Source organism: Gemmata sp. SH-PL17, assembly GCF_001610855.1.
GTDB lineage: Bacteria > Planctomycetota > Planctomycetia > Gemmatales > Gemmataceae > Gemmata > Gemmata massiliana.
In genome coordinates this window covers 3,803,031-3,826,647 of the sequence record NZ_CP011271.1, presented here as the reverse complement: position 1 = coordinate 3,826,647, position 23,617 = coordinate 3,803,031, and the positions used below count along the sequence as shown (strand labels likewise).

Below are 23,617 nucleotides of genomic sequence, written 5' to 3'. Positions count from 1 at the left end.
TTGGGTCCATTCTCAGGAAGTTTGTCATGTGCGCCCCGACCGTCGAGTTCGCTGCTGCTCCTCCCTGGACGCTCCGCCGGGTGCTCGCGCGGTACTGGCGGCGCGTGCTGTTGACATACGGCCTGTTCAACCTGGAAAACCTGCTGCGTTTGGCCCAACCGCTCGTGTTGGCCTGGGCGATCAACGACCTCCTGGACGGCGCCCAAATGGGGCTCTGGGTGTTCCTGGCCCAACACATCACGTATACCGCCGTCGGCATGTGCCGGCGCGCCTACGACACCCGCGTGTTCACGAGCATCTACGCGGACCTGGCCACGAGTGTGGTCGCCGGTCAGCGCGCAGCCGGAGTTGAGACGTCGCGTGTCGCGGCGCGGTCGGGACTGTCCCGTGCTTTCGTCGACTTCTTCGAGCACGATGTGCCGATGGTCGTCCGCGCCGCCTATTCGATCGTGGGGGCACTCGTTCTGCTGGCGCTGTTCGACCCGATCGTCGCGCTATTCTGTTTGGGGCTCGCGGGTCCGGTGTGGCTGGTGAATCGGGCCTACGGCCGGAAAATGCTCGCGCTCAATCGCGGACTACACGACGAACTGGAGCGCGAGATCGATGTGATCGAGGGGCGCCGAACGGACGAGATCGGCGGGCACTACACCGCGGTCGGGCGCTGGCGCGTGCGGCTCTCGGACGGGGAGGCGGTGAATTTCGGGATCGCGGAACTGTTCATCCTGGGGCTGATGGCCGCGACCCTCGTGCGCACGTGTGCCCTGGGCCTATCGACCGGCGACACGCTGGCGGTCTTCCAGTACCTCCTGATGTTCCTGACGGGCGTGGACAGCGTGCCGCTCCTCGTGCAACAACTGGCGCGCCTGCGCGACGTCGGCGGGCGCCTGGGCACGGTGGGCGACGACGCTCGCTCGTGAACCGCGCGAGCCCCCTTCCCCTACTCGATTTTGCGAAAGGTCGCGGTGGGCGCGACCGCGCCGACGACGATATCGGGCCGAGACCCGGGCGGGGTCGTATACTCGACGGCCGCTGCCCCACTTATAGTCGCGACCTTCAGCCACCCGTTGCGCGACAGCGCGACCGACACTTTCGTGCCCTCGCCGGTGATCTCGCTTTTGAAATCAACCAGGCGCGCGGCCACCGTGACCATCGCGCCGCTATCAATTTTCGCGCCCTCTTTTGCACCGCCCGAGACGAACGTGAAGTTCACCTCGCCCCCGGGCGCGCGGATGTCGACGACCGCGCCGCTTTCGATTCGGCCGGTCACCTGAACGGTTCCGTTGGGCGCACTCAGCTTGAGAGTGGCGCCCCCTTCGATCTTCCCGGCGATGGTAATTCCGGTGGCTTCCAGGCCCGAGGCGTCGAGAACGATTCCTCCGTTCAGTGCGGGGGCGCGGAACGTTTTCACCTTCCCGCGGACCACAATGTGATCGCCGCTCTTCATCGCGAATGGGACGGCGAACGTGTCCGACGGATTGGGGCCCAAATCGATGGTAAAGACGCGCCCGGTCTGGGCGACGACGGAACCCGATTTGGGTTCCGGGTTGGCCATTTTGGGGGGCGGCTCGCGCGGTGCCGGGGCGACGGGTGGTGCCGGGGCCGGAGCGGGGCGCTCCTCGGTCCGCGTTGTGACCTCGGGTTCGGTACGACTCGGCTCGGCCTTTGGTCCCGCGAGTGCTTGAAGCGCGAGCAGCGCTCCGGCCCCGAGGAGCGCGCCGGAACAGAACAGCGCTGCGCCGGGAAGGAACCGTTTGGGTCGTGGGAGCGACTCCGGTGGGCGAAGTGGGAGCGGCGCGCTCGGTGGTACGGGCGCGAGATCGATGGGGGCGACCGGTTCGGGCGCGCCGACTTCTTCGGCGCGGTTCTGTGTGGGCGCGCCCGAGTGTGTTTCGCAGATCGGGCACGGCTTCGTTGCGAGTTCGGACTCGTTCCGCGGTAACCCGCACCCCGGGCACGCAACCACTCCCATCACGTCCCCCAATCGCACGATTCCAACAGAAACGGGCGCCGTAGCGCCCACCGTCGACTATACGGCGCCGCGCGCGCCGTTTGTCGCGCACTCCGATCGAATGTGCAGCAAATTATAAACAGCGAATCGTGTTATTTAATCAAATGTAAACAATTATCGTTTTGCTACTCGGGAGGGGTATTGTTCATCGAACGGCGGGTGTGGTCCCGCCGGATACCTCCGAGGAGGGCTTGCGATGACCCGGTTCTTGGTAGCAATGGCGGCGGTCGTAATCGGGGCGGGGACGGCGCTCGCGGGCGGCCCGCCGCCCGTGTACGTGGTGGTCGATAAAGTGACGGTGGAGGCGAACAAGGTCACGATCCACGGCAGCTTCATCCGGCTGAAAGAGGGCAAGGGGTCGGACTACGAGGCGCCGGTCGAGGGCGTTGTGTGTCTGGGGCTCGACGAGCGCAAAGCTGCGGAGTGCCGGACCGAGTGGGGCCAGTGGGCGAAGGCGGCCGGGACCGGGCGCGCGATCTCGGTCGGGATGTGCGGTGACGCAGGCACCATGCTGACGGTGAAGATCCACAAGCCCGTTGCCCAGATCAAGGGCGCGGACGCCGAATACACTACCGGCCACATCGGGATGGTGACCGCGAAACAGGAGTGGGCCGATCAACCCCCAGTCAAGACGCTGTTGGCGTTCGTGAAAACGAAAAAGACGGGGTGAGATTTCGACAGGAACAACAGATAACAGGCGAGCGGCCGGTGCTAACACCAGCCGCTCGGCCATTTCACATTGTCTTTGCCAGCGCCACGAGCTGGTCGAGCGCTGCCCCCCAACCGTGGTGGAAGCCCATTTCTTCGTGTTTCACGCGGCCCTCTTCGGTCGCGTGGATCGCGGTCGCGGTGTACTTCGTTCCGACCATCCCGTGCGGTTCGATCGTCACGATCGCCGTGAGGAAGAACGGTACGTCGGCGCCGAGCTTGCGTGCCGACGGTCGGTAGCCCGGTTCCAGGGCGTCGGTCCACACCAACTTCCGGTTCGTCGCGACTTCCAGGAAGCACCCGGTGTTCGGGAACTTCTGCCCCTCGGGGGACTCCATGACCGTGAAGAACCGCCCGCCGGGGCGCAGGTCGATCTCGCACTCGACGGTCTTCCACGGGGCCGGGGTGAACCACTTCTTCACGTAGTCCGGTGTGGTCCACGCGCGCCAGACGAGTTCCGGCTTCACGTCGATGGTTCGTTCGAGCACGAGGTCCAGTTTCGGGTTCATTCCGGCTGCTCCTTCAGTTCGTTCAGGAAAGTGTCCAACTGGTCCAGGCGGCGCTCCCAGAGCGTGCGCTGCGTCGCCATCCAGTCTTCGGCGACCTTGAGCGGTTTCGTGGAGAGTTCGTAAGTGCGGACGCGGCCCTTCTTGGACGATCGGACCAGCCCGCACTTTTGCAGCACCCCGAGGTGCTGGAGGAACGATGGCAGCGCCATCTCGAACTTCGCGGCCAGTTCCTTAGTCGCGACGGGACCAACCCGCAAGCGCTCCACGACCGCCCTTCGGGTCGGATCGGCCAGGGCCTGAAACACCAGGGTGAGTTGGGCCGATTGCTTAGGCATCGACCTAAGTATACGCCGAGAAATGGTTAGGTCAATGGCTAAGTTTTTGTGGTGGCTCGCCGCGGGGAAACCTCCGGTTATTATTTCTTTCGATTTCGCGCGACGCGCCCGGCGCGGGCGGAGACAATACGGGCGGAGGGGCGGATGAATCCGGCGCGATCGGCTGAGATTTTGAGGCAATTGGAGCGCACCGACGCGCCCGACGCGGACCTGCTCGCGCGGTTCGTGGCGGGCCGGGATACGGGTGCGTTCGAGGAATTGGTCCACCGGCACGGGGCGCTGGTTTTGGGCGTGTGCCGGCGCGTCACCGGGCACCCGCAGGACGCCGAAGATGCGTTCCAGGCCACGTTCCTGGTGCTCGCGCGCCGGGCCGCGACGGTGCGCAAACGGGACCGGCTCTGGAGCTGGTTGTACGGAACCGCGTTCCGCGTCGCGTGGCGCGCCCGGCGCGCGGCCCGCAGGAGACGGGTGCGGGAGGTCACGGTGTCGCAGTTACCCGAGCCGCACGCGCCCGAACCCGCCCCGACGCGACCCGAGCTGGCGCTCGTTTTGGACGAAGAACTCGCCGCGCTCCCGACGCACTACCGCGAGGCGATTGTGCTTTGCGACCTGCGAGGGACGTCGCGTCAGGAAGCGGCCGTGCTTCTGGGCGTGCCCGAAGGGACGCTGTCGAGCCGGCTCGCGAACGGTCGGAAGAAGCTCGCCGCGCGCCTCACGCGGCGCGGAGTTTCGCTCGCGGTTGTCGCGCTCCCGGGGGCGCTCACGGACGCCCAAGCCGGGATCACGGTATCAACAGAACTCGTCACACAAACGTGCGGACTGGTGGCGGATTTTGCGGCCAACGGAGCCGTGCCCGGTCCACTCGTCCGTCTGACCGGAAGGGGAACTCTCGTGCGAAAAACGCTCGTGTTCGGTGGGCTGATGGTCGCAGTCGTCGCGGGCGCGGTGTTCGCCGCTGTTCCACCTGATAACGCGCCACTGAGCGACCCGCCGAAGCCGCCGGTTGTGGTGCAGAAACCCGATGCCGCGCCTCAACCGCTAGCGGACCCGAAACCCGGTGACCAGCCGACGTTCGCGAGCGAACCGAAGCTCCAGCGCGTGATTGATTTGGTTGGTGCTGGTTTCCAGTCACCAGTGTGGAACGCGACCGGCACACACCTCGCGGTCGTGGGGGAGCGAGCGCCCACGCCAATCGAACGCGATCGCGATACGAGTGGAAAGCTAAAAACACAACGTACCATTCGCGTGTTTAATTTCTCGAATCGAGCGGATTATTATCAAAATTTAGATTTGAATGACCGGGAAGAGCTTGCTGCTTTAACTGCCGATGGAGGCATTATGACCGCTCTAAACGAGAGCGGACTCATTAGTGGACAGCATGAGTTGAGATTCTGGGAAAAGGAGAAAGATACTGCCAACATTAAACGCACGAAGACGGTTGAACTCGCACCTATCGATTTCCGGGTATATGGATATGCGTTTGCTCCTGACTGGAAAACGTACCGTACACACACTTTGCATCTCGACGGTAATCGCCCAGTGAACTTCGAGGTGGTGGAAATTGACGCGATGACCAAGAAACCGGAAAAATCATTGCTTAAGGTCGATTTTGGCTCTGCTTATTATGTTCGCCTCTCGGCAAATGGGAAGCGTTTTGCTGTCGTGGACCAGGAGGCAACTAAGGCCACGATTTTCGACACGGATCGTGGAGCGAAAGTGTCCGAATACACATTCCGGGGAGGAAGACGCAAAGAGCTGCCCAGAGTCTTTCTCTCGAATTACGATGGTTTTGATGCACCTATAACGTCCCTAACGCTGGCCTTTTCGTCTGATGGAAAGAAGCTTGTTGTAGCCCGGGCGATCGGGGAGACGGTCGTTCTGGATGCAGATACTGGGGACGTTTTACCGCTTCTTGAGGGTGCCAAAGAGACGCACCTGTCACCGGAGTCTTATGCCTTCAGCAGCGATAACCGGTTATTCGTGGCAACCGGAACGAACTACAAACTCGTAGCCAGAAAAGAGCCCGGTGGCATGGCACGGGAGCAGACCGGTTGGGAACGGGGCGGGGCATTTTTGACCGTGTGGGACACGCGGACCGGCAAAGTGTTGAAGACGTGGAAGGGGGGTAACGGTGCGCGCGTGGCGTTTAACCCGGTGCGCCCGGTGCTGGCAATCTTGGAATACAACGGTGAGAGTAAATCGCGACTCGGGTTCTGGGACTTCGCGGCCGAAGTCGAGAAGAAGTGACGCGGCGGTAGGCGGTAGGTGTTACGCCGTGTCGCGGAGCTGTCGGAAGACCTTCACCAGATCTTTGCCCTGGTAGTGAGCGTTCAATCCACTCGGGTTCGGGAGCACCCAGACGCGCGTTTCGCCGATCGCGTCGGGTTGCAGACCGACAACGGCCTTGGGTTTCGCGAACGCGGTGCGGTACGCACCGATCCCTAGCACCGCGAGGTAGCGCGGGGCGAACTCCCGGACCTTCGCGGCCAGGATCGCGCCGCCCGCAATGATTTCCTTGTTTGTCAATTCGTCCGCACCGACGGTGGCACGCGCGACCACGTTCGTGATGCCGTACCCGAGCGGGAGCAGCTCGAGTTCTTCACTGGGATCGAGTAAGCGCGGCGTGAACCCGGCCGCATGCAGAGTGGGCCAGAAACGGTTGCCGGGGCGCCCGAAGTGGTGCCCGATCGCGGCCGTGTAGAGGCCGGGGTTGATGCCGCAGAACAGCACGCTCAGCCCCGGTGCGATGACGTCCGGTACGGTCTTGTTTTGTGCGGCCCGCAGTTGGGCGGGCGTGGGTCGAGGTGCTGGGGGCACGTCCGGTCCAGTTGGGTGACGGCCGGGTTGCTCGGGCGCGGGCGTCCGGATGAGACCGTTGTACTCCTCGCTCGCGCTCTCGGCGTCCCGGTCGTGCAGACGCACTCGCTAACTCGCGGGCCAGAATCTGTTCTGGCGTGCCGTCATCGAACAGCCGGCAGCCTTGCTTCACGCTGGCGGTGACTCGTTTGGACGGTTGTGATCGTCGGGCGAGATTTCTTCTCGGGCGGCAACTCGTCCGCGAACCAGCAGCGGTCCGGGATCGGTGATTCTTCGACCGCGGCCGTTTCGCTCGGGGCGGGCGATGGCCATTCCGCTTCGCGGAGCGTGCGCGCTTCGCGATTCAGCGTGCAAAGCATCTGGTGGCTGTATGTCGTGACTGAGAGCAGTGTCACGCAACCGAGTGTCACCACCCCGGCCGCGACCGACGGCCGCCGGCGAAGCAGCAGGGTCACCGACAGTCCGAACGCCAGGACTCCGAAACCTTTATAAACGGCGAGGCCATTCCAGCCATATTGTTCCAAGCACGCGGCCGCGAGCGGGTTGGATTCGATTGCGTGGGGGTGAGTGCGCAGGAGCGTGAAAGTAAACACCCAATCGGCCGCGCTGAGCAGCACAAACGCACCTAAACCGAGCAGCACAAAGATCTTCCAGTACATGGCGACTCCGTCCCGGTTTGCGGCACGCAAGCGTGCGCAATGGTGCTAAGCAATTGGTGTGCCTGAGAGTTGCCGGTTCGACGCCGTTTTAGAGGGGATAAACGGTTAGCGAGTGTTTTTGAAGCGGCAAGGGCAAGCTGAACGAATTTAGCGGTAATTTCATCTTAAAGCAAGCGCATTAGGTCGAATTCTTCACATCCGTGAATTTAAGCGGTTGTAGGGGCCTGAATCGTTACGTACTCGCTGAGGTGTTCCAGAACCGCTACACTGGCGGGGAACCCGTTACCCGGTCATGAAGGACTAATCATGTCGCGGTTCGCGCTCGGTTTGTTTCCACTCGCAGCACTCGCGTTACTTGTTCCACTAACACCCACACGTGGTGAAAATTTAAACGCGGCAACCGCCCCGGGCGGGACCGCAGATCCCAAGCCCGACTCGAACAACGACGCCGAACTGGTGAAGACCGCGCAGGGGATGTTCAAAGACCTCAAGACGACCACGCTCGATAACGGGCTCCGCGTGTACCTCCTCCCGGTGAAGGGGGCACCGGTCGTGACCACGATGGTCGCGTACCGCGTCGGTGCGGCGGACGAGGAAAAGGACCAGACCGGGCTGTCGCACTATCTGGAACACCTCATGTTCAAGGGCACGGCGAAGCTGATGCCCGGCGACGTCGACCGCGCCACCCAGCGCAACGGCGGGCGCAACAACGCCTACACGTCCGAAGACATGACCGTGTACCACTTCGACTTCGCCGCGGACCGCTGGGAGGCCGCGCTGGAGATCGAGGCCGACCGGATGCGGAACATCCGCATCGACGAGAAGCACGAGTTCGAGCAAGAGAAGGGGGCCGTGATCTCCGAACTGGCGGGGAACGAGGACAGCCCGTGGGATCTGGAATACAAGGCGATGCTACCGCTGCTGTGGCCGAAGGAGTCGCCGTACTCGCACCCGGTCATCGGGCTGACCGAGCACGTGCGCGGGGCCACCGCCGAAATCATCAAGCGGCACTACGACAAATGGTACCACCCGAACAACGCCTCGATCATCGTGGTCGGCGGGTTCGACGCGGACGCGGCACTCGCGAAGATCAAGACGCTGTTCGGCCCGATCCCGAAGGGCGAACTCCCGCCGCGCAAGAAGCCCACGTTCTACCCCGAGCGCAAAGAAGCGTCCCGGAAGGAGTTCGAGTCCAAGTTCGACGTCCCGCGCATGATGGTCGGGTTCAACACGGTCGCGGTCGGCACGCCCGAAGACCCGGTGCTCGACGTGGTTCAGGACGTTCTCGCGGGCGGTAAAACCTCCCGACTGTATCGCAAACTGGTGGAGGACGAGCGGATCGCGTCGGAAGTGAGCGCGGGCAATTACGCGGGGCGCTACCCCGGCTGGTTCTCGGTGAACGTTGAGCTGCTCCAGGGGAAGGACCGTAAAAACGCCGAAGAGCTGGCTTTCGCGGAACTGGAGAAACTCGCGACGGAGCCGATTTCTGATGCCGAACTCGCCCGCGCCCGCCGGAAAATCTTGGCGTCATTCCTGTTCTCGCGCGAGAGCGTCCACAGCCTCTGCGACGCGATCGCTCGCACCAGCACCTACCCGGGTGGCGAGGACGTGAGCAAGTTCTTCCAGAACTACCTCGACCGCGTGCTGAAGGTGTCGAAGGACGATATCCAGCGCGTCGCCAAACAATACTTCGTTCGCAAACAGTCGGCGATCGTGTGGAGCGTGCCGAAAGAAGCAAAGAAGGTCGGAGCGCGGAGCACGGAGCGCGGAACGGCAGAAGCGAAAACCCAGTCCGGTTCTCACTCCGCATTCCGCGCTCCGCATTCCGCGTTTAAAGCGGATGCCCCCGGTGCAGGCACCTTCTCGCTGACGGCCGCGAAGCGCGTCGTGCTGCCGAACGGTCTCACGGTGATCCTGCTCGAAGACCACCGGCTGCCGATCGTGGTCGCGTCGCTCGAAGTGGCCGATGTGCGGTTACGCGAGCCGCTCGACAAGCTGGGCGTCGCGACGCTGACGGGCAACCTGCTCGAAGAAGGTAGCGCGAAACACAAGGGTAAGGAGATTTCGGCCCTGATCGAAGACACGGGCGGGAGCCTCTCGCTCTCGTCGAGTGGCGGGTCGTTCCGCGTGCTGACGCCCGATACGGACCTCGGGCTGGGGCTCCTGTTCGAGTGCGTCCAGACGCCGAGCTTCCCCGAAGACGCGCTCGAACGGATGCGCGAACAGCAGTTGTCCGCGATCGCGGACGCGGAGACGCAACCGCGGACGAAGGCGGGCCGACTCTTCTACTCCACCGTTTACGGCGCGCACCCCAGCGGGCGCCCGGCGCTGGGCAAGAAGGAGATCGTCGAGAAACTCACCGCGGCCGATTGCAAAGCGTTCCACAAGATGGCGTTCGCGCCGAACTTCGCCACGATCGCAGTGGTCGGCGACTTCAAGGCCGACGAGATGACCAAGAAGATCGAGGCGCTCACGAAGGACTGGAAGAAGTCCGATCTCGGTGCGCCCGCGGTCGCCGAACCGCCGAAGCCGACGGGCGGGGAGCAGATCGTCAGCGACCCGAACGCGGCGCAGGTTCACGTGTACGTCGGGCGCCTCGGGATCACGCGCACCGATCCCGACTACTACAAACTGCTCGTGATGGACAACGTGCTCGGCACCGGTCCCGGGTTCACCGATCGGCTCTCGTCCAACCTGCGAGATCGGCTGGGCCTGGCCTACACCGTGAACGCGACCATTACGTCGTCCGCGGGGAAACAGCCCGGAACATTCATCGGGTTCGTGGGGACGTTCCCGGACAAGTTCCTGGACGTGAAGTTCGGGTTCTTCAAGGAAGTGAACAAGCTCCGCGACGAGGAGCCGAGTAAGCAGGAAGTGGACGACGCGAAGAAGTACCTCCTGGGGAGCCTGCCGTTCCGATTCACCACGCTCTCCGGCGTGGCCGGCGAACTGCTCGCGGCCGAGCGGTACGGGTTGGGGTTCGACTTCCTGGAGAAGTATCGCAAGGAAGTCGAGGCCGTCACGCCGGCCGATGTGCAAGCGATGGCGAAGAAGCACCTCGATCCGAAGACGTTCCAACTCATCGCGGTCGGCGCGATCAGCAAGGACGGCAAGGCGCTGGAAAAGAAGAAGTGACGTTTCGGGCGAACGGCCGGTGCGTTCGGGCAAGCGCCCGTTTGGGCGAACGGCCGGTGTAAGCCGGCCGGTGAGGGGAGGGCATCGAACTCGTTGTTGTCGGTGCGCTCCCAATCGCGTTGTTGTTCTCAACGGCCGGCTCACACCGGCCGTTCGCCCAAACGGGCGCTCGACCTGGATTATTTATCTGTTATTGCGTATACTATATCTGGGGCATCCTCGGTGTCTGATTCCCGGCGCGGGCGATTTTGAGAACGGGAATCGACCGGGTCGCGGGAAAATGTGCGCGGTGTTAGCACGCACGACCCAGATATGGAAGAAACGACGTGTCAACACGCTGAAAGTATCAGGGGTTGGTGCTTTTTGACCCGGATCAGCCGAGCGCCGGCCGGAAATGTTAGCAAAAGTTAGCCCCGAGTTCGGAACGGGTACGGGTACGGCGCTTCTTGAATGACGCCCGCTCCTCAACACAACAAACCTTTGCCCGTCGCGGGACGTAGAAACCTCTGACGCCTTTGATGTGTCACCGGAGCCGTGGGTATGAGCCAGGATGTGAACAGAAGTGCGACGAACGGGGCGGGCGGGGGGCTTAAGTCCACGCTCCGGGTTGCCGTCCCGATCGTGGCGCTGATGCTGGTGATCTTCGGCGTCACACTTTTTTCACAGTACACTCAAAAACCGCAGGAGAAAGAAGACGATGCCGGGTCCGGCCCGGCGAGCGTCTCGAACACTCCCCCGCTCGTGTTCTTCACCCGAACCCGGATGTGGGATCCGCCGAATATCACGTGGCCGGGGTACGCGAACCTCCCGCTGCTCGCGCCGTCTTACGACCCGTCCAAGGAAAACAAGTTCGAGTTCAGCCCGCAGGACCGGGTGTTCGCGGGGTTCTTCGAGCCGAATAAGGAGAAAGTGCGCGGGGCCGCGTTCTGGTTCGAGAACCGCAACGCGAAGCCGGTCACGATGCAGCTCAAGGGCATCAATTGCTCGGCGTGTAGCGGGGGGCGCCTGGCCGCGATTCCCCCGGACGTGACGCGGGCCTACTTGCAGCGGACCGCTCTCGCGGCGCTGCCGATCGGCACGTTCAACGCCTTCGGGGTCGGCCTCGTGGACCCGGCCGCGGACTTCAGCAAACTCGAATGGACGAAGTACAAGTTCAGCGAGCACCCCGACGCGACTTACAAGGTGCCCGCGGCCCCTGCGACCCCCGATAAGTGGACGCCGCAGTGGGGCATTCTGGAACTCCAGTTCGCGGTCGGTGAGAACCCGAAAATCCCGCTACAAGCCAATTTCGCGACCGTCGTCGACGGCACCCAACAGGTGGGCGCCCACGAGTTTTCCATCTACTTCGCCCCGGCCGAGGCCTTCGCAGTGTCGCGCTCGGCGATCGAAGTTGGCGAAGTGAATCAACTTACTGGCGACCGCGAGTACCAGTTCCTCGTTTACTCCGCGACCCGCGGACCGGGGTCGGAGTTCGACGACCTGACGCCACCCTTGTGCGACATCCAGGCCCCGACCGGGATCGCGCCGGGCAAGTTCGTGGAAGTCACCAAGATCGAGCGGCTCCCCGATTCGGACCTCCAGTCGGTCGCGGCCGAGGTCGCGCGGGGCGGGAAATTCAGTCGGGTACAGTCCGCGTACCGGGTTACGGTCGCGGTGCGGCCGAAGATCGGCGACAGCCAGCTCGATATCGGGCTGATGGAGCGCACGATCCACGTCACGGCCGGGGGCGCGAAACCGCAATCGATTAGGGTCACGGCGACCGTTCGCGGGGCCGTGTGGCTGGCGACTGGAAATACCGAAGTCACGGTGCCCACATTCAATAGCCGGGCCGGGACCGTTCACACCGAAACTCTGGTGACGGAAACGGCCGGCATGGAACTCGTGTTGATCGAAGACCAGTGTACGCCGCGGTTTATTAAGTACGCACTAACCAAGAAAGAAGACCGGGGCGGACGCGGGTACTACGAGCTTAAACTCGATGTCCCGCCCGGGCGCCAGACCGGAGCGATCAGAGACGACATCAAAAACACCGATGCGGTTGTGGTGATCGAAGTGAAGGGACCGAAGCCGCAGCGCATGCGCGTTCCGATCAAGGGCCGTGGCCAAAACTAAAGTGCGATGGTGCCGGTTGTGTCGGATACGCGCCCGGCGCACCCGGCGCCTTCTTGCCCAGCCCGCGCAACCCGGTTCGGTCGGTGCGCTACACGCGGTGCAGTTCTCCCCACCGCTCGATCCGCCGGCCGGTCGCTGCCGAATGTTCGGAGGGAATGACTCCACCGCCGCTCAGGAGGACGATCCGCGATGACCGATCCGACCCCGTTACCCGTCCGCGCGTCCTCGGTGCGTTGGTCCACGTTCTTCTGCGTTTCCGCCGCGTTCCTGGCCGGGTGCGTGGTGTCGGCCCCGACGACACACGCCGAACGTTCGGCACCCGCTGAAGTGGTCACTCCCGACGCGGCGGATTCGCTGCCGTCGGTGACGTTCCTGCCGAATCTGCCCGCGGACCAACACGTTGCGGCGAAGGTCGCGCCCCCGGGCACGGTGCCGCAGCAGCAGTTGTTCGTCGGGTGGCCGAAGGATCAGAAGCCGGACGCGGTCATCGTCTTCACTGGGCAAACGTTCGGGTTACTTCAACCGTGCGGGTGCAGCCGGCCGCAAACCGGTGGACTGGAGCGCCGGGCGGTCTTCATCCAATCACTGAAAGAGAAGGGGTGGCCGGTTGCGGGCATCGATCTCGGCGACCTGTACCCGGAAAAGCCCGCCGTTCGCGAACAGGGGCGGCTCAAGTACATCGCCACGATGAACGCGCTGCGCGAAATGGGTTACGTCGCGGTGGGCGTGGGCCAAACGGACATCGCGGGGCAACTGGACACGCTGCTCGGCGCGTATGTCGCGCAGAAGGAACAGCCCCCGTTCACGCTCGCCGGAAACGCGGTCGGTCTCGACGGCGCCGGGCAGATCGTTCCGCGCCTCAATCGGTTCCCGGTGATCCCCGGCGACACGCGCCCGCTGATCGGTTCGACCGAGGTTGCGGAGGTGGGCAAGCTGCCGATCGGGATCGCGGGAATTGTGGGCAAGACTCTTGCTGTGGACGCGCGGAACAAGAAGCTCGACACGTCCGTCGATTTCGGCGAGGTTCCGGACGCCCTGAAAGCTGTCCGGGACGAACTCAAGAACCATAAGAAGAAGCCGCAGCTCAACGTGCTCATCTACCAGGGTAGTGCCGCGGATGCGGCCGGCGTCGCCAAGGACTTCCCACAGTTCAACATCATCCTGTGCCAAGCGAGCGACCCCCTCCCGCCGCTCCTCCCGCAACAGCCGCAGGGGACCAAGTCGCTGATTATCGAGGTCGGGCACAAGGGACAGCACGTCGGCGTGCTGGGCGTGTTCAAGAAGCCCGACGGCGGTTTCGACCTGAAGTACCAACTCGTCCAAATGACCGAGGAGTTCCTGACCCCCGGCACCGAGGAGCAGGCACACAAGTCGAACAAGGTTCTGAACGTCCTCGAAGATTACGCGAAGTCGGTTAAGTCCCAGATTGTTCTGGGTAAGGACTACCCCCGCGTTCCGCACGCGGCCCAGATCCACGCTCAGGGACTAAATCCCAAAGTGAACCTGACTTACGTCGGTGCCGATGCGTGCAAGGCGTGTCACGCGAAGGAACACGAGCAGTGGTCGAAGTCGAAACACGGGCACGCGATGGAGGCGCTGGAGAAGCTCGCCAAGCGCCCGAGCCTGCGCCAGTACGACGGCGAGTGCGTGCGGTGCCACACGGTCGGGTTCGATTACCAGACCGGGTACGAGGACGAGAAGAAGACGGCGCACCTCAAGCACGTCGGCTGCGAGAGCTGCCACGGTCCGGGCAGCGGGCACGCGGCGGACCCGAAGAACAAGCAGTTGACCGAGTTCCTCGCGCTCTGGAAGCAAGGCGTTCCGGGGAAGGCCAAGATGCCGGACAAGGCGTTTATCGAGAAGATGGCCAAACTCGGTCCCGAAGAGCGCGGAAAGGAAGCGATCGCCCCGGCCGACCAACTGCTGCTCAACCGCGTTGGGGGCATGTGCATGAAGTGCCATGACCAGGACAACGACCCGCACTTCGACATCTACAAATACTGGGCGCAGATCAACCACAGCGGGCTGGCCCCCGCGGGCGGTTGGCCCGTTGTGCCGCCGAAGAAGTGAGCACGGTGTAAACCGTCACGGGTGAAACAGATAGAGCAGATTAGAAGATGATGAGATTTCAATCTGCGCTATCTGCGTAATTCGTGGCGAATTATCGGACATTTGCTGCCCGGTCCGGTCTGTGGTTTGCGTACCTATGTGTAGCCCAATTGCTCGCACAGCATGGCTGCACCCGGGGTACGCATCATGGAATTCACAACAGTCGCACAAGTTGGGCTGCCCGCGGCCGGCGTAATTGTCTACCTCTTCCGTCACTGGTGGTGGCCACCGGGTCCGGAAGGAACGCCCCCGCTTCTGGCGTTGTGAAACACATTGCGCAACAGCGCGCACGAAAAAAGACCCGTCGGGACCGTCCCAGCGGGTCTTCAACTCGGGGAAGAGTTGTGCTTGTGAGCGGGGTAGCGAGTGGGCGACCCGCATCCCGTTCTGGTTCTCGAATGCACCTTTTCCGACCGCTTGCGCGAAATTAACTCAACTTCACACCCAGTTCTTTCAACTGCCGATCATCGACCGGTGCCGGCGCGCCTGTCATCAGGTCGCGGGCGCGCTGGTTCTTCGGGAACGCGATCACGTCGCGAATGTTGGTCGTCCCGCCGATAATCATGGCCCAGCGGTCCAAACCGAGGGCGATGCCGCCGTGGGGTGGCGCGCCGCTCTGGAGCGCGTCCAACAGGAAGCCGAACCGTGCTTTGGCTTCCTCGGGGTTCATGCCGAGGATCTCGAACACGCGGCTCTGCACGTCCTGACGGTGGATACGGATGCTCCCGCCGCCGACCTCGTAGCCGTTCAGCACCATGTCGTAGGCTTTTGCCCGCACCTTGCCCAACGACTCGTTCTGCCAGAAGTGCGGCAGGTCTTCATCCATCGGCGCGGTGAACGGGTGGTGCATCGCCGCCCACTTCTTCTCCTCGTCGTCCCACCCGAACATCGGGAAGTCGAGCACCCAGGCGAAGTTAAAGTGCTCGGCGCGGGGTTGGAACGGCACCGGGGCGTAGTTCTCTTTTTTCTTCTTGGCCGAGTCCGCCTTTTTCTTTTCGGACTCGTCGTGCTCGGCCTTCTCCTCCCACCAGTTCCGGTAGAGCTTGAGCCGCGACGCGAGGTGAAGGCGCAGCGCGCCGAGGGCATCGCACACGACCGCTTCCGGCCCCGCGACGATCAGGAGCAAGTCACCGTCGACCGCGCCGAGGCGCTCGACGAGTTTGGCCTTCAGTTCGTCCGAGAAGAACTTTTCGATGGAGCCGGTGAATTTGCCTCCCTCCACCTTGAGCCACGCCAGTCCCTTGGCCCTGTACGTCTCCGTTACTTTGGCCAGTTCGCCACCGGGCTTCAGCGCGGTGTTGCTGAACAGCGGGGCCTTCTTCGCGTCCTGCGCCGCGGCCGCGCCCTTCGCGTTGATCGCGCGGACCACGCCGCCGGCCGCGACCGCGTCCTTGAAGAACTGGGCCTCGCTCGCCCCGGCGATGTCGGTGATGTCCACGATTTCCAGCCCGAACCGCAGGTCCGGCTTGTCTGAGCCGTACTTGGACATGGCCTCCGCATAGCTCAGCCGCGGGAACGGCAGGTTCAGCTTCACGCCGAGGCACTTGTCGAAGATGTCGACCGCGAGGCGCTCCATGATGCCGGTCACGTCCTCGCGCTCGACGAACGACATTTCGACGTCGAGCTGCGTGAACTCGGGCTGGCGGTCGGCCCGCAAGTCCTCGTCGCGGAGGCAGCGCGCGATCTGGAAGTACCGGTCGTAGCCCGAAATCATCAGCAGTTGCTTGTACAACTGCGGCGATTGCGGCAGCGCGAAGAACTCGCCGTTGAACACGCGGCTGGGCACGAGGTAGTCGCGCGCGCCCTCGGGCGTGCTCTTACCGAGCAGCGGCGTCTCGACTTCGAGGAAGTTATGGGCGTCCATGTAGTCGCGGATCACCTTGCACAACCGGTGGCGCAGGATGAGCACCTTCTGGAGCGAACGCCGGCGCAAGTCGAGGTAGCGGTACTGGAGGCGGAGGTCTTCGTTCGCGAGTTCGCTGCCGAACTCGCTGATTTCAAAGGGGAGCGGCGGGCACTGGTTCAAAACTCGTAGTGTCTTCGCTTCGATCTCGATTTCGCCGGTGGAAATGTCGGCGCGGGCCGCCCCTTCCAGGCGCTTGCGGACAAGACCGGTCACGGACACCACCCACTCGCTCTTCAGTTCCTTGGCCTGGGCGAAGAGGTCCGCGTCGTCGGCCTTGTTGAACACCACTTGCGTCAGACCGTAGCGGTCGCGGAGGTCGGTAAAGATCTGGTGCCCGTTGTCTCGGACGGTCAGCACCCACCCGTTGAGCGTGATCGTCTGCCCGACGTGTTCCTCGCGAAGCTGTTCGCAGGTGTGTGTTCGTTGCCACTCGGCCATTGCCATCTCCCGACAAAAAATGTCTCGGTCCGCGGAAGCTCAGTATACGGACCGGGTTCGCCGTGCGCGGTTCGCGACTCGGAACGTCCCGGCTAGCCGCGTGCGTACAATTCCCTGACCCCGAACCCGGCTCCGCGCCGGAGTGTCTTGTGGGCATGATTCTTATTGAAGCTATACAGGCTGATTCGGCCCTCATGGACGCTCACACGCTCGATCTGCTCGGATTCGACAAGGTCCGCGCTTTGCTTGCCGGTTACGCGGCTTCGTCACTCGGGCGCGACCTCGCCCGGCAGGTCGAACCCTCGACCGATGCGACTACGATTCGCAAAGAAATCGCCCTCACCTCCGAAATGTTCGAGGCGCTGGGGCTGAACCAGGCGCCGCCGTTTAGCGGCCTCCACGACGTTCGGCTGATCGCCCGGCGCGCCAAGATAGGCACCATGCTCACGGCCGAGCAACTTATCGAAGTGGCCGAAGCGCTCAACTGTACCGGCGCGATGTACCGCTACCGGATGCGCCTCGCGGAACACCTCTCGGGCATCATCGACCACCTCTCGGGGATCGAAGACCTCGGCACGGTCGGAAAGTCGATTGGCGGGTGCATCGACGGGCGCGGGCACGTTCTCGATATGGCGAGTCGCGACCTCGCGGCGGTCCGCCAAAAGCTCTTTGACCTCGACGAGAAGGTGAAGGCCGAGATCCGGCGCCTCCTGCGCGACCCGGAACTCCGGAAGATTCTGAGCTACCCGAACGCGACTGTCCACGGCGATCACTACGTCCTGCCCGTCTCCGTGAACCACCGGCACAAGGTTAACGGTGTCGTTCACCGAGTGAGTGGTACCGGCGAAACGGTGTTCATCGAGCCCGCGAGCATCTCGAACCTCAGTGCCGAGCGCGTGCAACTGAAGGCCGACGAGGACCGCGAAGTGAAGCGCGTGCTCCGGCGCCTCAGTAGTGAAGTCGGTCGCGTCGCGAATCCACTGGTATACGCCCTGGATGTGATCGCGAAGCTTGATCTCATCACCGCGAAGGCCCGATACTCGCGCGACTTCAACATGTACCCGCCGGACGTGAATACCGAGGGCCGACTTTGGCTCCGGCAGGCGCGCCACCCGCTCCTCGAATCGCTGTTCCGCAACGAACCCTCTTCGAGCGCGGAACGTGGAACGCAGAGCGCGGAACAGAAAGCGAACGAAGCACAGAAGGCAACCGACCCGCCTGATGCTTCCACTCCGCGTTCTGCGGCCCGCGGCCCGCGCTCGGTGGTTCCGATCGATATCCGGCTCGGGATCGGGTTCAATCTGCTGGTGATTACGGGACCGAATACGGGCGGGAAAACGGTCACACTGAAGACGACGGGGTTATTGTGCTTAATGGCCCAGTGCGGGATGCACATACCCGCGGGCGAGGGCAGTCTGGTTCCGGTGTTCAGGCACATCCTGGCCGACATCGGCGACGAGCAGAGTCTCGAACAGTCACTCAGCACCTTCAGCTCGCACGTCTCGCGCATCGCGTCGATCTTCCGCACCGCGGACGACCAAAGCCTGATCCTGCTCGACGAACTCGGGGCCGGCACCGATCCCACCGAAGGGGCCGCACTCGGGCGCGCGATCCTCGACCAACTCGACGCGGTCCGGTGCCGCGCGATCGTAACCACGCACCTCGGCGACCTGAAGACCTACGCCTTCAACAACGACCGGGCCGAGAACGGGGCGGTGGAGTTCGACATCGAAACGATGCGCCCCACCTATCGCCTGCACATCGGCCAGTTCGGGATGAGTAACGCGCTCAAGATCGCCCGGCGCCTGAAACTGCCGAAGGAACTGCTTCGCAAGGCCCACAAGTACCTGAAGCGGCGCAAGGGCAAGACCGGCGAACTTGCCCGCCTCCAGGAACTGCGCCTCGAAGCGGAGCAGGCGAAGGTAGACGCACTCGCCGCGAAGCACGAAGCAGATCGCGCGAAGGAGTCGTTCGAGCGCGAGCGCCGCGCCCTCGATAAAGAAGCCGCGGACCGGGCCGCGCTCAACGAGCTACGTGCAACACTGAAGGCCGGCACGGTGGTGACGGTGCAGCGGTTCGGTTCGACCGGCAAGGTCGTGAAGGTGGACGCGAAGAAACAGACCGTGACCGTCAGCGTCGGCATCGGGCAGTGGGAAGTCCCTTTTGAAGAGATATTCCCGGTGACGTGAGCGAGTGCGTCGGGACGTTACCGCGGATTACCTGGTGATTCGACCTCATTCACGGTAAGGCGTATTGGTTCCATTTCCTACCCATCTGGTTTCAGGAGTTCGTTCGGTTCGGGTCCGCGCCGCGGACCCGAACCGAACGAGCTAATGGCACAGCAGTGGCAAGTGGTGGCGTCGACGAACATGGCCACGGGCACTTGCTGGGCACGGGCGCGTCCATGCCCGTCTTACCTGCGTGCGAAGGGAATGCCGGCCGGGTATACATTTGATTTTCAGCGGTCGGGCGCAGATTCTAAAGGAGTCGAACGGTCAGTTCGGGACAGCCTTCCTGTTGGCGTTCGTGTTCGTGTACATGGTTCTGGCCGCCCAGTTCGAGAGTTTTGTCCGCTCGGTTAGCGTCACGGCGGCACTGGCGCTCGTGATCCCGTTCGCCCTGCTGTCGCTAGCCCTCTTGAGGACGAACCCGGACCTGTACTCGATGATCGGCCCCCGCAATGCTGGTCGGGATCGTGAAGAAGAGCGGCATCCTCTGGGTCGAACTTAGCAGAAAGCCACCGAGAATAGACTACAACTCAAAGGCGCATCGAATGGAAGGTAAACGCGATTCCGGTCAATCGGGTTGTTTCATCAACTTGGTAGGCGGGCTGAGCTTTCTGGGCCTTTTCGCGACCGGCGTCACTGGACTGTTCGGAGGACTTATTCGGAGCAACGAACCGATTTTGGCCGGGGCTGCGTACTTACTGGTCGGTGGACTGGCGTTTGGAGCACTTCTGGTTCTGGTTATTCGCCGGAGCCAGAACTGACCGGCACGGCCCTCAGCACCAGAATCAATTGAGCCTATGAATTCGAGCATCTGCTCGAGAGGTTCCTTGTGGCCCAACCGCCCCACACACGATTGCTGACTGCGGCAGCGCGGCAAATTCTCCGCCCCTTCGGGCTTTTCCAGCGCGGGCGCAGTCGGTTGTGGTTGGACGACCACGGGTGGTGGGCCGTCGTCGTGGAGTTCACGCCCGCCAGTTCGGGCCGAGGTAGCTTCCTGAATGTCGCGGCGATGTGGCTGTGGTGCGAGAAAGATTACCTTTCGTTCGATTATAAATCCTCGCCCGGCTACGACTCCCAGCCCAATGACTTCATCGCGTTCGAGAACGAAGAGCAGTTTACTCCACTCGCCGAGAAGCTGGCACTGCGCGCGGCGGACGAAGTTAGGCACTACCGATCACTCTTCCCTTCGGTACATTCTGCTGCCCAACATTTAGCGGCGAAATCGCCGATGGGGTTCTGGGACGCCTTCCACGCGGGCGTGGCATGCGGACTCGCCGGAGACGCGGTTCAAGCGAACCACTTTTTCGCGAAAGTCGCAGAAACCAAAGAGCAACGAGATTGGATTCAGGTGGCAGTTGCTCTCGCTCAAGAGCATTGCCGCGCACTGGAAGATTTGGCCGGTTTCCGGCACCGGATCGAAGCGAGCATCCGCCGAGCACGAAGCCAGTTGCAATTTCCAGAGATCGATGACATCGCGCTGAAGTGAGTTCCACCAAACACGAGTTCACGAGCGCGGCGCGACCCGCTCAACGTACTCGTAATAGCCATCGAGATCGAACTTCTTGGCAGTGTTGCCCGACGACATGTAGCGCACCGAGCCGAACACCGGGCGCTCGGGCGGCCACGGGCGGTCGAACAGCCCGAAGCACCAAAGCACACCCGTGTACGAGTTCGGATCGCGACCATCCAGCGCGTACTTGTTATTGAGGTGCTCCAGCACGCAGTACGCAACGGCCGGCGATTCGCTCCACTCCAACACCTTCTTCCCCCACAACATCCGCAGGTAGTTGTGAATGCGCCCGGTCGCGATCAGTTCGCGCTGGGCCGCGTTCCAGAGATTGTCGTGAGTCGCGGCGGCTTCCAGTTCCTCCAAGTCGTAGAGGTACTCGCGCCGGTCGCGCTCGTGCTTACCGAGTGTAGTTCGCGCCCAAGTCGGCAACACGACATCGAGCGTGCGCTCGCCGCCCGGGGAAAAATCCATCGTCTCGAAGTTGAAGAGAGGCATGTCGGTTGTTGGGTGGGCGCACCAACTGACGTTGAGGGAAGATTCTCTGTTCGTATCACGCGCTGAATTTCGTGCAAAATGCCAATGATAACCGACATCACGCCAGGTAATCGCTTCGTCCAAAAAACTGTTCACGTTCGCGTCACGACAGAAGAAATCGTCCTTGTTTCGGGTCTTCGGATTGATCTCTTTGACGCTCCATTCCTCGCCCAACGCGGCCTCTGCGACTTCCTGAATACTGAGGTGGCCGTAGTGCAGGTACGGACTGAGTCCACTCGCGGCGTTGTGTGCGGGGTCGTTGGGTTCGTTGCGCCCCTCGGCGTAGTTCGAGAGTTTTTCATTCACGAACGTTTCGAGCACCGCGCGGCCTGCCACCGAACCGCCTTCGGCACCGGGCACGGAAGCAATGCTCTGGTCGATAGGCAAAGACGCCACGAACTTCGCGATGTCCTGCTTTGGGTTCCAGGCCCGGAACGGCGGATCGAGTTTGCTCTTGGCGACTTTCGGCACGTCGGGAATGTGAGCTGCCCGATGCAGCCATTCTTCTGCGAAAAGCTTGTGAATGCGCGGACGCAGGTGCGCGGCGGCTGCAACCGGAGCGCCGAGTCGCGCGAGGGGCACGACAGAGTTGCCGTCCACGAGAATCACCGGCACCGCGCTTTTCGCCGCGAGCGCTCGATTGTGAGCGGGGACGATGTACGCGGGGTAGTCGTCCGTCACGACACAGACCGCGTGCGCTGCCAGCCGGTTCACCAGTCCGTGGCCGTTATCGCCCGGGGTTTCCACGAACGGCCAGTACGCGACCCCGAGTTTCTTCGCGGCGCCCGCGTTGTCGCGCATTCCTTGCAGAATGAACGTGTGGTGCCGGGCGTTCGCCCACGGATAATTCAGCTTCAATCCTTCATACACCACGAGCGGTTTCTTGTACTCCGCCGCGAGCCGAAGGGCGCAATCAAGTGCGTGGTTCGCGTGCAGCCGCCGGAACATCTGGGGCCAATAAAGAACGTACTCCCCTCTTGTGTTCACGGGCCGGTCGTTTGCCATGCGAACCCGAGCGTTGGTTAAGAGTTCCTGGTTCACGATCCCTGGCCCTTCGCGAGTTCAATGGGCGCAACAAGAGGTAACCGCAAGACGCCACGGGACACAACCGAGCCCAGCGCCGAGGTAACGACTTCGCAAAATGCCGGCGCAATCACGCTTTATTATTTGTGAATTTTAGTCCACTAGTGTATAATTTATCTAGCGAAGCACCAAATACGAGAGTGCGGCGAGCAGTGAAGTTCGTGGTGGATAACATTTGAGGCGAAAATGTTAGCGTTTGTTAGCGATCTGCGTGGGTCTTCAAAGGGCATTCGGCGTTCAGAAATGCGGAAAATATCAGCATTTGGGGCATCACTACTGAAGTATCTCGGCCGTGTGACCGGCCGGGGCCAATAATGTTAGGGATTGTTAGCAGACCGTGACGCGGTGGGCCGTCTCGTGGGTTCCGAGAACCGAAATCATCGTTTCCACAAAGTACTCCATGTCAGAAGCGGTACTCGAAGTCACGGACCTCCGCAAACAGTACGGCGAAACCGTTGCACTGAACGGCGTTTCGCTCACGGTTCAGCGGGGCGAAGTGTTCGGGCTTCTTGGTCCTAACGGAGCCGGCAAGACGACTCTGCTTTCGATCGCGGCCGGTCTCACGCGCGCCGACAGCGGAAGTGTCAAACTGTTCGGCGAGCCGTTCACGCGCGACACGCGATCCCTACGGCACCTCGTAGGAATCGGTACACAAGATCTCTCGATCTACCCCGATCTGACCGCACGTGAGAACCTTCGCTTCTTCGGCAAGCTTTACGGGATGGGTGGGAAGGCTCTGGAATCGCGGGTCGATGAGATGCTTGGGGCCGTTGGACTAACCGATCGCGCCAACGACCGCGCCGGTACGTTCTCCGGCGGCATGAAGCGCCGACTCAACCTCGCGGTCGCGGTAGTTCACGCACCGAAGCTGCTCATTCTGGACGAACCGACAACGGGCGTGGACCCGCAGAGCCGCAACCACATCTTTGAGCGAGTGAAAGCGCTCAACGCGGCCGGGCTGACCGTGATTTACACGAGTCACTACATGGAGGAAGTGCAGGCGCTGTGCAAGCGCATCGCCGTCATCGACAACGGCACACTCCGGGCCTGTGACACGCTCCCGAACCTGCTCAAGCGCCTCGATACGACCGTTCGCGTCACGGTGTCGGGGGCAGGCCCCGATTTCTCCCAACGACTGCAAGCGATACCGGGGGTGAAACGAGCGGCGCGGGGAGAACCTAACCCCCTAACCCCCTTCCCTAAGAAGGAAGGGGGAACAGAACCAAAAACAAAAGCCGGCGCACCGCAGGCACCGGTTTTAAGCCCCTCTCCCCTTGGGGGAGGGGTTGGGGAGGGGTTCGAGGCACAACCTCCCACCCCCACCCCCTTCCCTTCAGGGAGGGGGGATGGGGGGGTAGGTTCTTCCGCTATCTTCGAGATCGTGGTCGAAGACATCGGGCCGGTGTTAGCGCGGGTCGCGTCCGAGTGTGCCGCGAGCGGCGCGGACCTCACCGCGGTCACCACGACGGAACCGACGCTGGAGCGCGTGTTCCTGAACCTCACTGGCCGCGGGCTAAGGGATTAGC

17 protein-coding genes are annotated in these 23,617 nt (G+C 62.6%); 10 read left to right on the top strand and 7 right to left on the bottom strand.

Going from position 1 to position 23,617, the window contains the following annotated elements:
- Positions 1 to 26 precede the first annotated feature (26 nt).
- The gene (locus VT84_RS15935) at positions 27 to 917 is read left to right on the top strand and encodes an ABC transporter six-transmembrane domain-containing protein (RefSeq protein ID WP_082840231.1); all 891 of its coding nucleotides are present in this window, start codon (positions 27 to 29) and stop codon (positions 915 to 917) included.
- Between the two features lie 20 nt (positions 918 to 937).
- On the opposite strand, the gene VT84_RS15930 is transcribed toward VT84_RS15935, so the two are convergent.
- Entirely contained in the window at positions 938 to 1,969 is a 1,032-nt protein-coding gene (locus tag VT84_RS15930) for a hypothetical protein (protein WP_157469534.1), read from the bottom strand.
- A 235-nt stretch (positions 1,970 to 2,204) separates the two neighbouring features.
- Between VT84_RS15930 and VT84_RS15925 the strand changes: the two genes are divergently transcribed.
- Positions 2,205 to 2,678, top strand: coding sequence for a hypothetical protein (locus VT84_RS15925; RefSeq protein ID WP_082840230.1), 474 nt, complete (start codon positions 2,205 to 2,207; stop codon positions 2,676 to 2,678).
- Between the two features lie 64 nt (positions 2,679 to 2,742).
- Here VT84_RS15925 and VT84_RS15920 read toward each other — a convergent pair whose 3' ends face one another.
- Entirely contained in the window at positions 2,743 to 3,225 is a 483-nt protein-coding gene (locus VT84_RS15920) for an SRPBCC family protein (protein WP_052562128.1), read from the bottom strand.
- On the bottom strand, positions 3,222 to 3,560 hold the full coding sequence (locus VT84_RS15915; protein ID WP_052562124.1) for an ArsR/SmtB family transcription factor: 339 nt from the start codon (positions 3,558 to 3,560) through the stop codon (positions 3,222 to 3,224). The genes VT84_RS15920 and VT84_RS15915 overlap by 4 nt, the downstream gene beginning before the upstream one ends.
- A 144-nt stretch (positions 3,561 to 3,704) precedes the next feature.
- Between VT84_RS15915 and VT84_RS15910 the strand changes: the two genes are divergently transcribed.
- Positions 3,705 to 5,807 carry a sigma-70 family RNA polymerase sigma factor gene (locus VT84_RS15910; protein ID WP_082840229.1) on the top strand — a complete coding sequence of 701 codons (2,103 nt, stop codon included), beginning with the start codon at positions 3,705 to 3,707 and terminating at the stop codon, positions 5,805 to 5,807.
- 21 nt (positions 5,808 to 5,828) lie between these two features.
- Here VT84_RS15910 and mug read toward each other — a convergent pair whose 3' ends face one another.
- Positions 5,829 to 6,377 carry a G/U mismatch-specific DNA glycosylase gene (gene mug, locus VT84_RS15905; RefSeq protein WP_052562121.1) on the bottom strand — a complete coding sequence of 183 codons (549 nt, stop codon included), beginning with the start codon at positions 6,375 to 6,377 and terminating at the stop codon, positions 5,829 to 5,831.
- A gap of 143 nt (positions 6,378 to 6,520) precedes the next feature.
- The gene (locus VT84_RS15900) at positions 6,521 to 7,036 is read right to left on the bottom strand and encodes a DUF5658 family protein (RefSeq protein WP_082840228.1); all 516 of its coding nucleotides are present in this window, start codon (positions 7,034 to 7,036) and stop codon (positions 6,521 to 6,523) included.
- A gap of 306 nt (positions 7,037 to 7,342) precedes the next feature.
- On the opposite strand from VT84_RS15900, the gene VT84_RS15895 reads away from it, so the two are divergent.
- The 3 genes from VT84_RS15895 to VT84_RS15885 all read left to right on the top strand — a co-directional run bounded on the left by VT84_RS15895 (position 7,343) and on the right by VT84_RS15885 (position 14,353).
- The gene (locus VT84_RS15895) at positions 7,343 to 10,171 is read left to right on the top strand and encodes a M16 family metallopeptidase (protein WP_082840227.1); all 2,829 of its coding nucleotides are present in this window, start codon (positions 7,343 to 7,345) and stop codon (positions 10,169 to 10,171) included.
- A gap of 540 nt (positions 10,172 to 10,711) precedes the next feature.
- A complete protein-coding gene (locus VT84_RS15890; protein ID WP_082840226.1) occupies positions 10,712 to 12,283 on the top strand; it encodes a hypothetical protein in 1,572 nt (523 codons plus the stop codon).
- A gap of 189 nt (positions 12,284 to 12,472) precedes the next feature.
- Positions 12,473 to 14,353, top strand: coding sequence for a cytochrome c family protein (locus VT84_RS15885; protein WP_082840225.1), 1,881 nt, complete (start codon positions 12,473 to 12,475; stop codon positions 14,351 to 14,353).
- A 466-nt stretch (positions 14,354 to 14,819) separates the two neighbouring features.
- On the opposite strand, the gene aspS is transcribed toward VT84_RS15885, so the two are convergent.
- A complete protein-coding gene (gene aspS, locus VT84_RS15880) occupies positions 14,820 to 16,736 on the bottom strand; it encodes an aspartate--tRNA ligase (RefSeq protein WP_082840224.1) in 1,917 nt (638 codons plus the stop codon).
- A gap of 155 nt (positions 16,737 to 16,891) precedes the next feature.
- Between aspS and VT84_RS15875 the strand changes: the two genes are divergently transcribed.
- From VT84_RS15875 to VT84_RS15865, 3 genes are all read left to right on the top strand, one after another.
- Entirely contained in the window at positions 16,892 to 18,925 is a 2,034-nt protein-coding gene (locus tag VT84_RS15875) for an endonuclease MutS2 (RefSeq protein ID WP_239465858.1), read from the top strand.
- A 262-nt stretch (positions 18,926 to 19,187) separates the two neighbouring features.
- Positions 19,188 to 19,466: an efflux RND transporter permease subunit gene (locus tag VT84_RS15870; RefSeq protein WP_052562108.1), complete on the top strand. Its 279-nt coding sequence runs from the start codon at positions 19,188 to 19,190 to the stop codon at positions 19,464 to 19,466.
- 453 nt (positions 19,467 to 19,919) lie between these two features.
- Complete coding sequence (locus tag VT84_RS15865) at positions 19,920 to 20,450, top strand: hypothetical protein (RefSeq protein ID WP_157469532.1); 531 nt, start codon at positions 19,920 to 19,922, stop codon at positions 20,448 to 20,450.
- An 18-nt stretch (positions 20,451 to 20,468) separates the two neighbouring features.
- Here VT84_RS15865 and VT84_RS15860 read toward each other — a convergent pair whose 3' ends face one another.
- A complete protein-coding gene (locus VT84_RS15860) occupies positions 20,469 to 22,013 on the bottom strand; it encodes a deoxyribodipyrimidine photolyase (RefSeq protein ID WP_082840222.1) in 1,545 nt (514 codons plus the stop codon).
- 478 nt (positions 22,014 to 22,491) lie between these two features.
- Here VT84_RS15860 and VT84_RS15855 point away from each other — a divergent pair, with 478 nt between their 5' ends.
- Entirely contained in the window at positions 22,492 to 23,616 is a 1,125-nt protein-coding gene (locus VT84_RS15855; RefSeq protein ID WP_082840221.1) for an ABC transporter ATP-binding protein, read from the top strand.
- The last annotated feature ends 1 nt before the right edge of the window (position 23,617 follow it).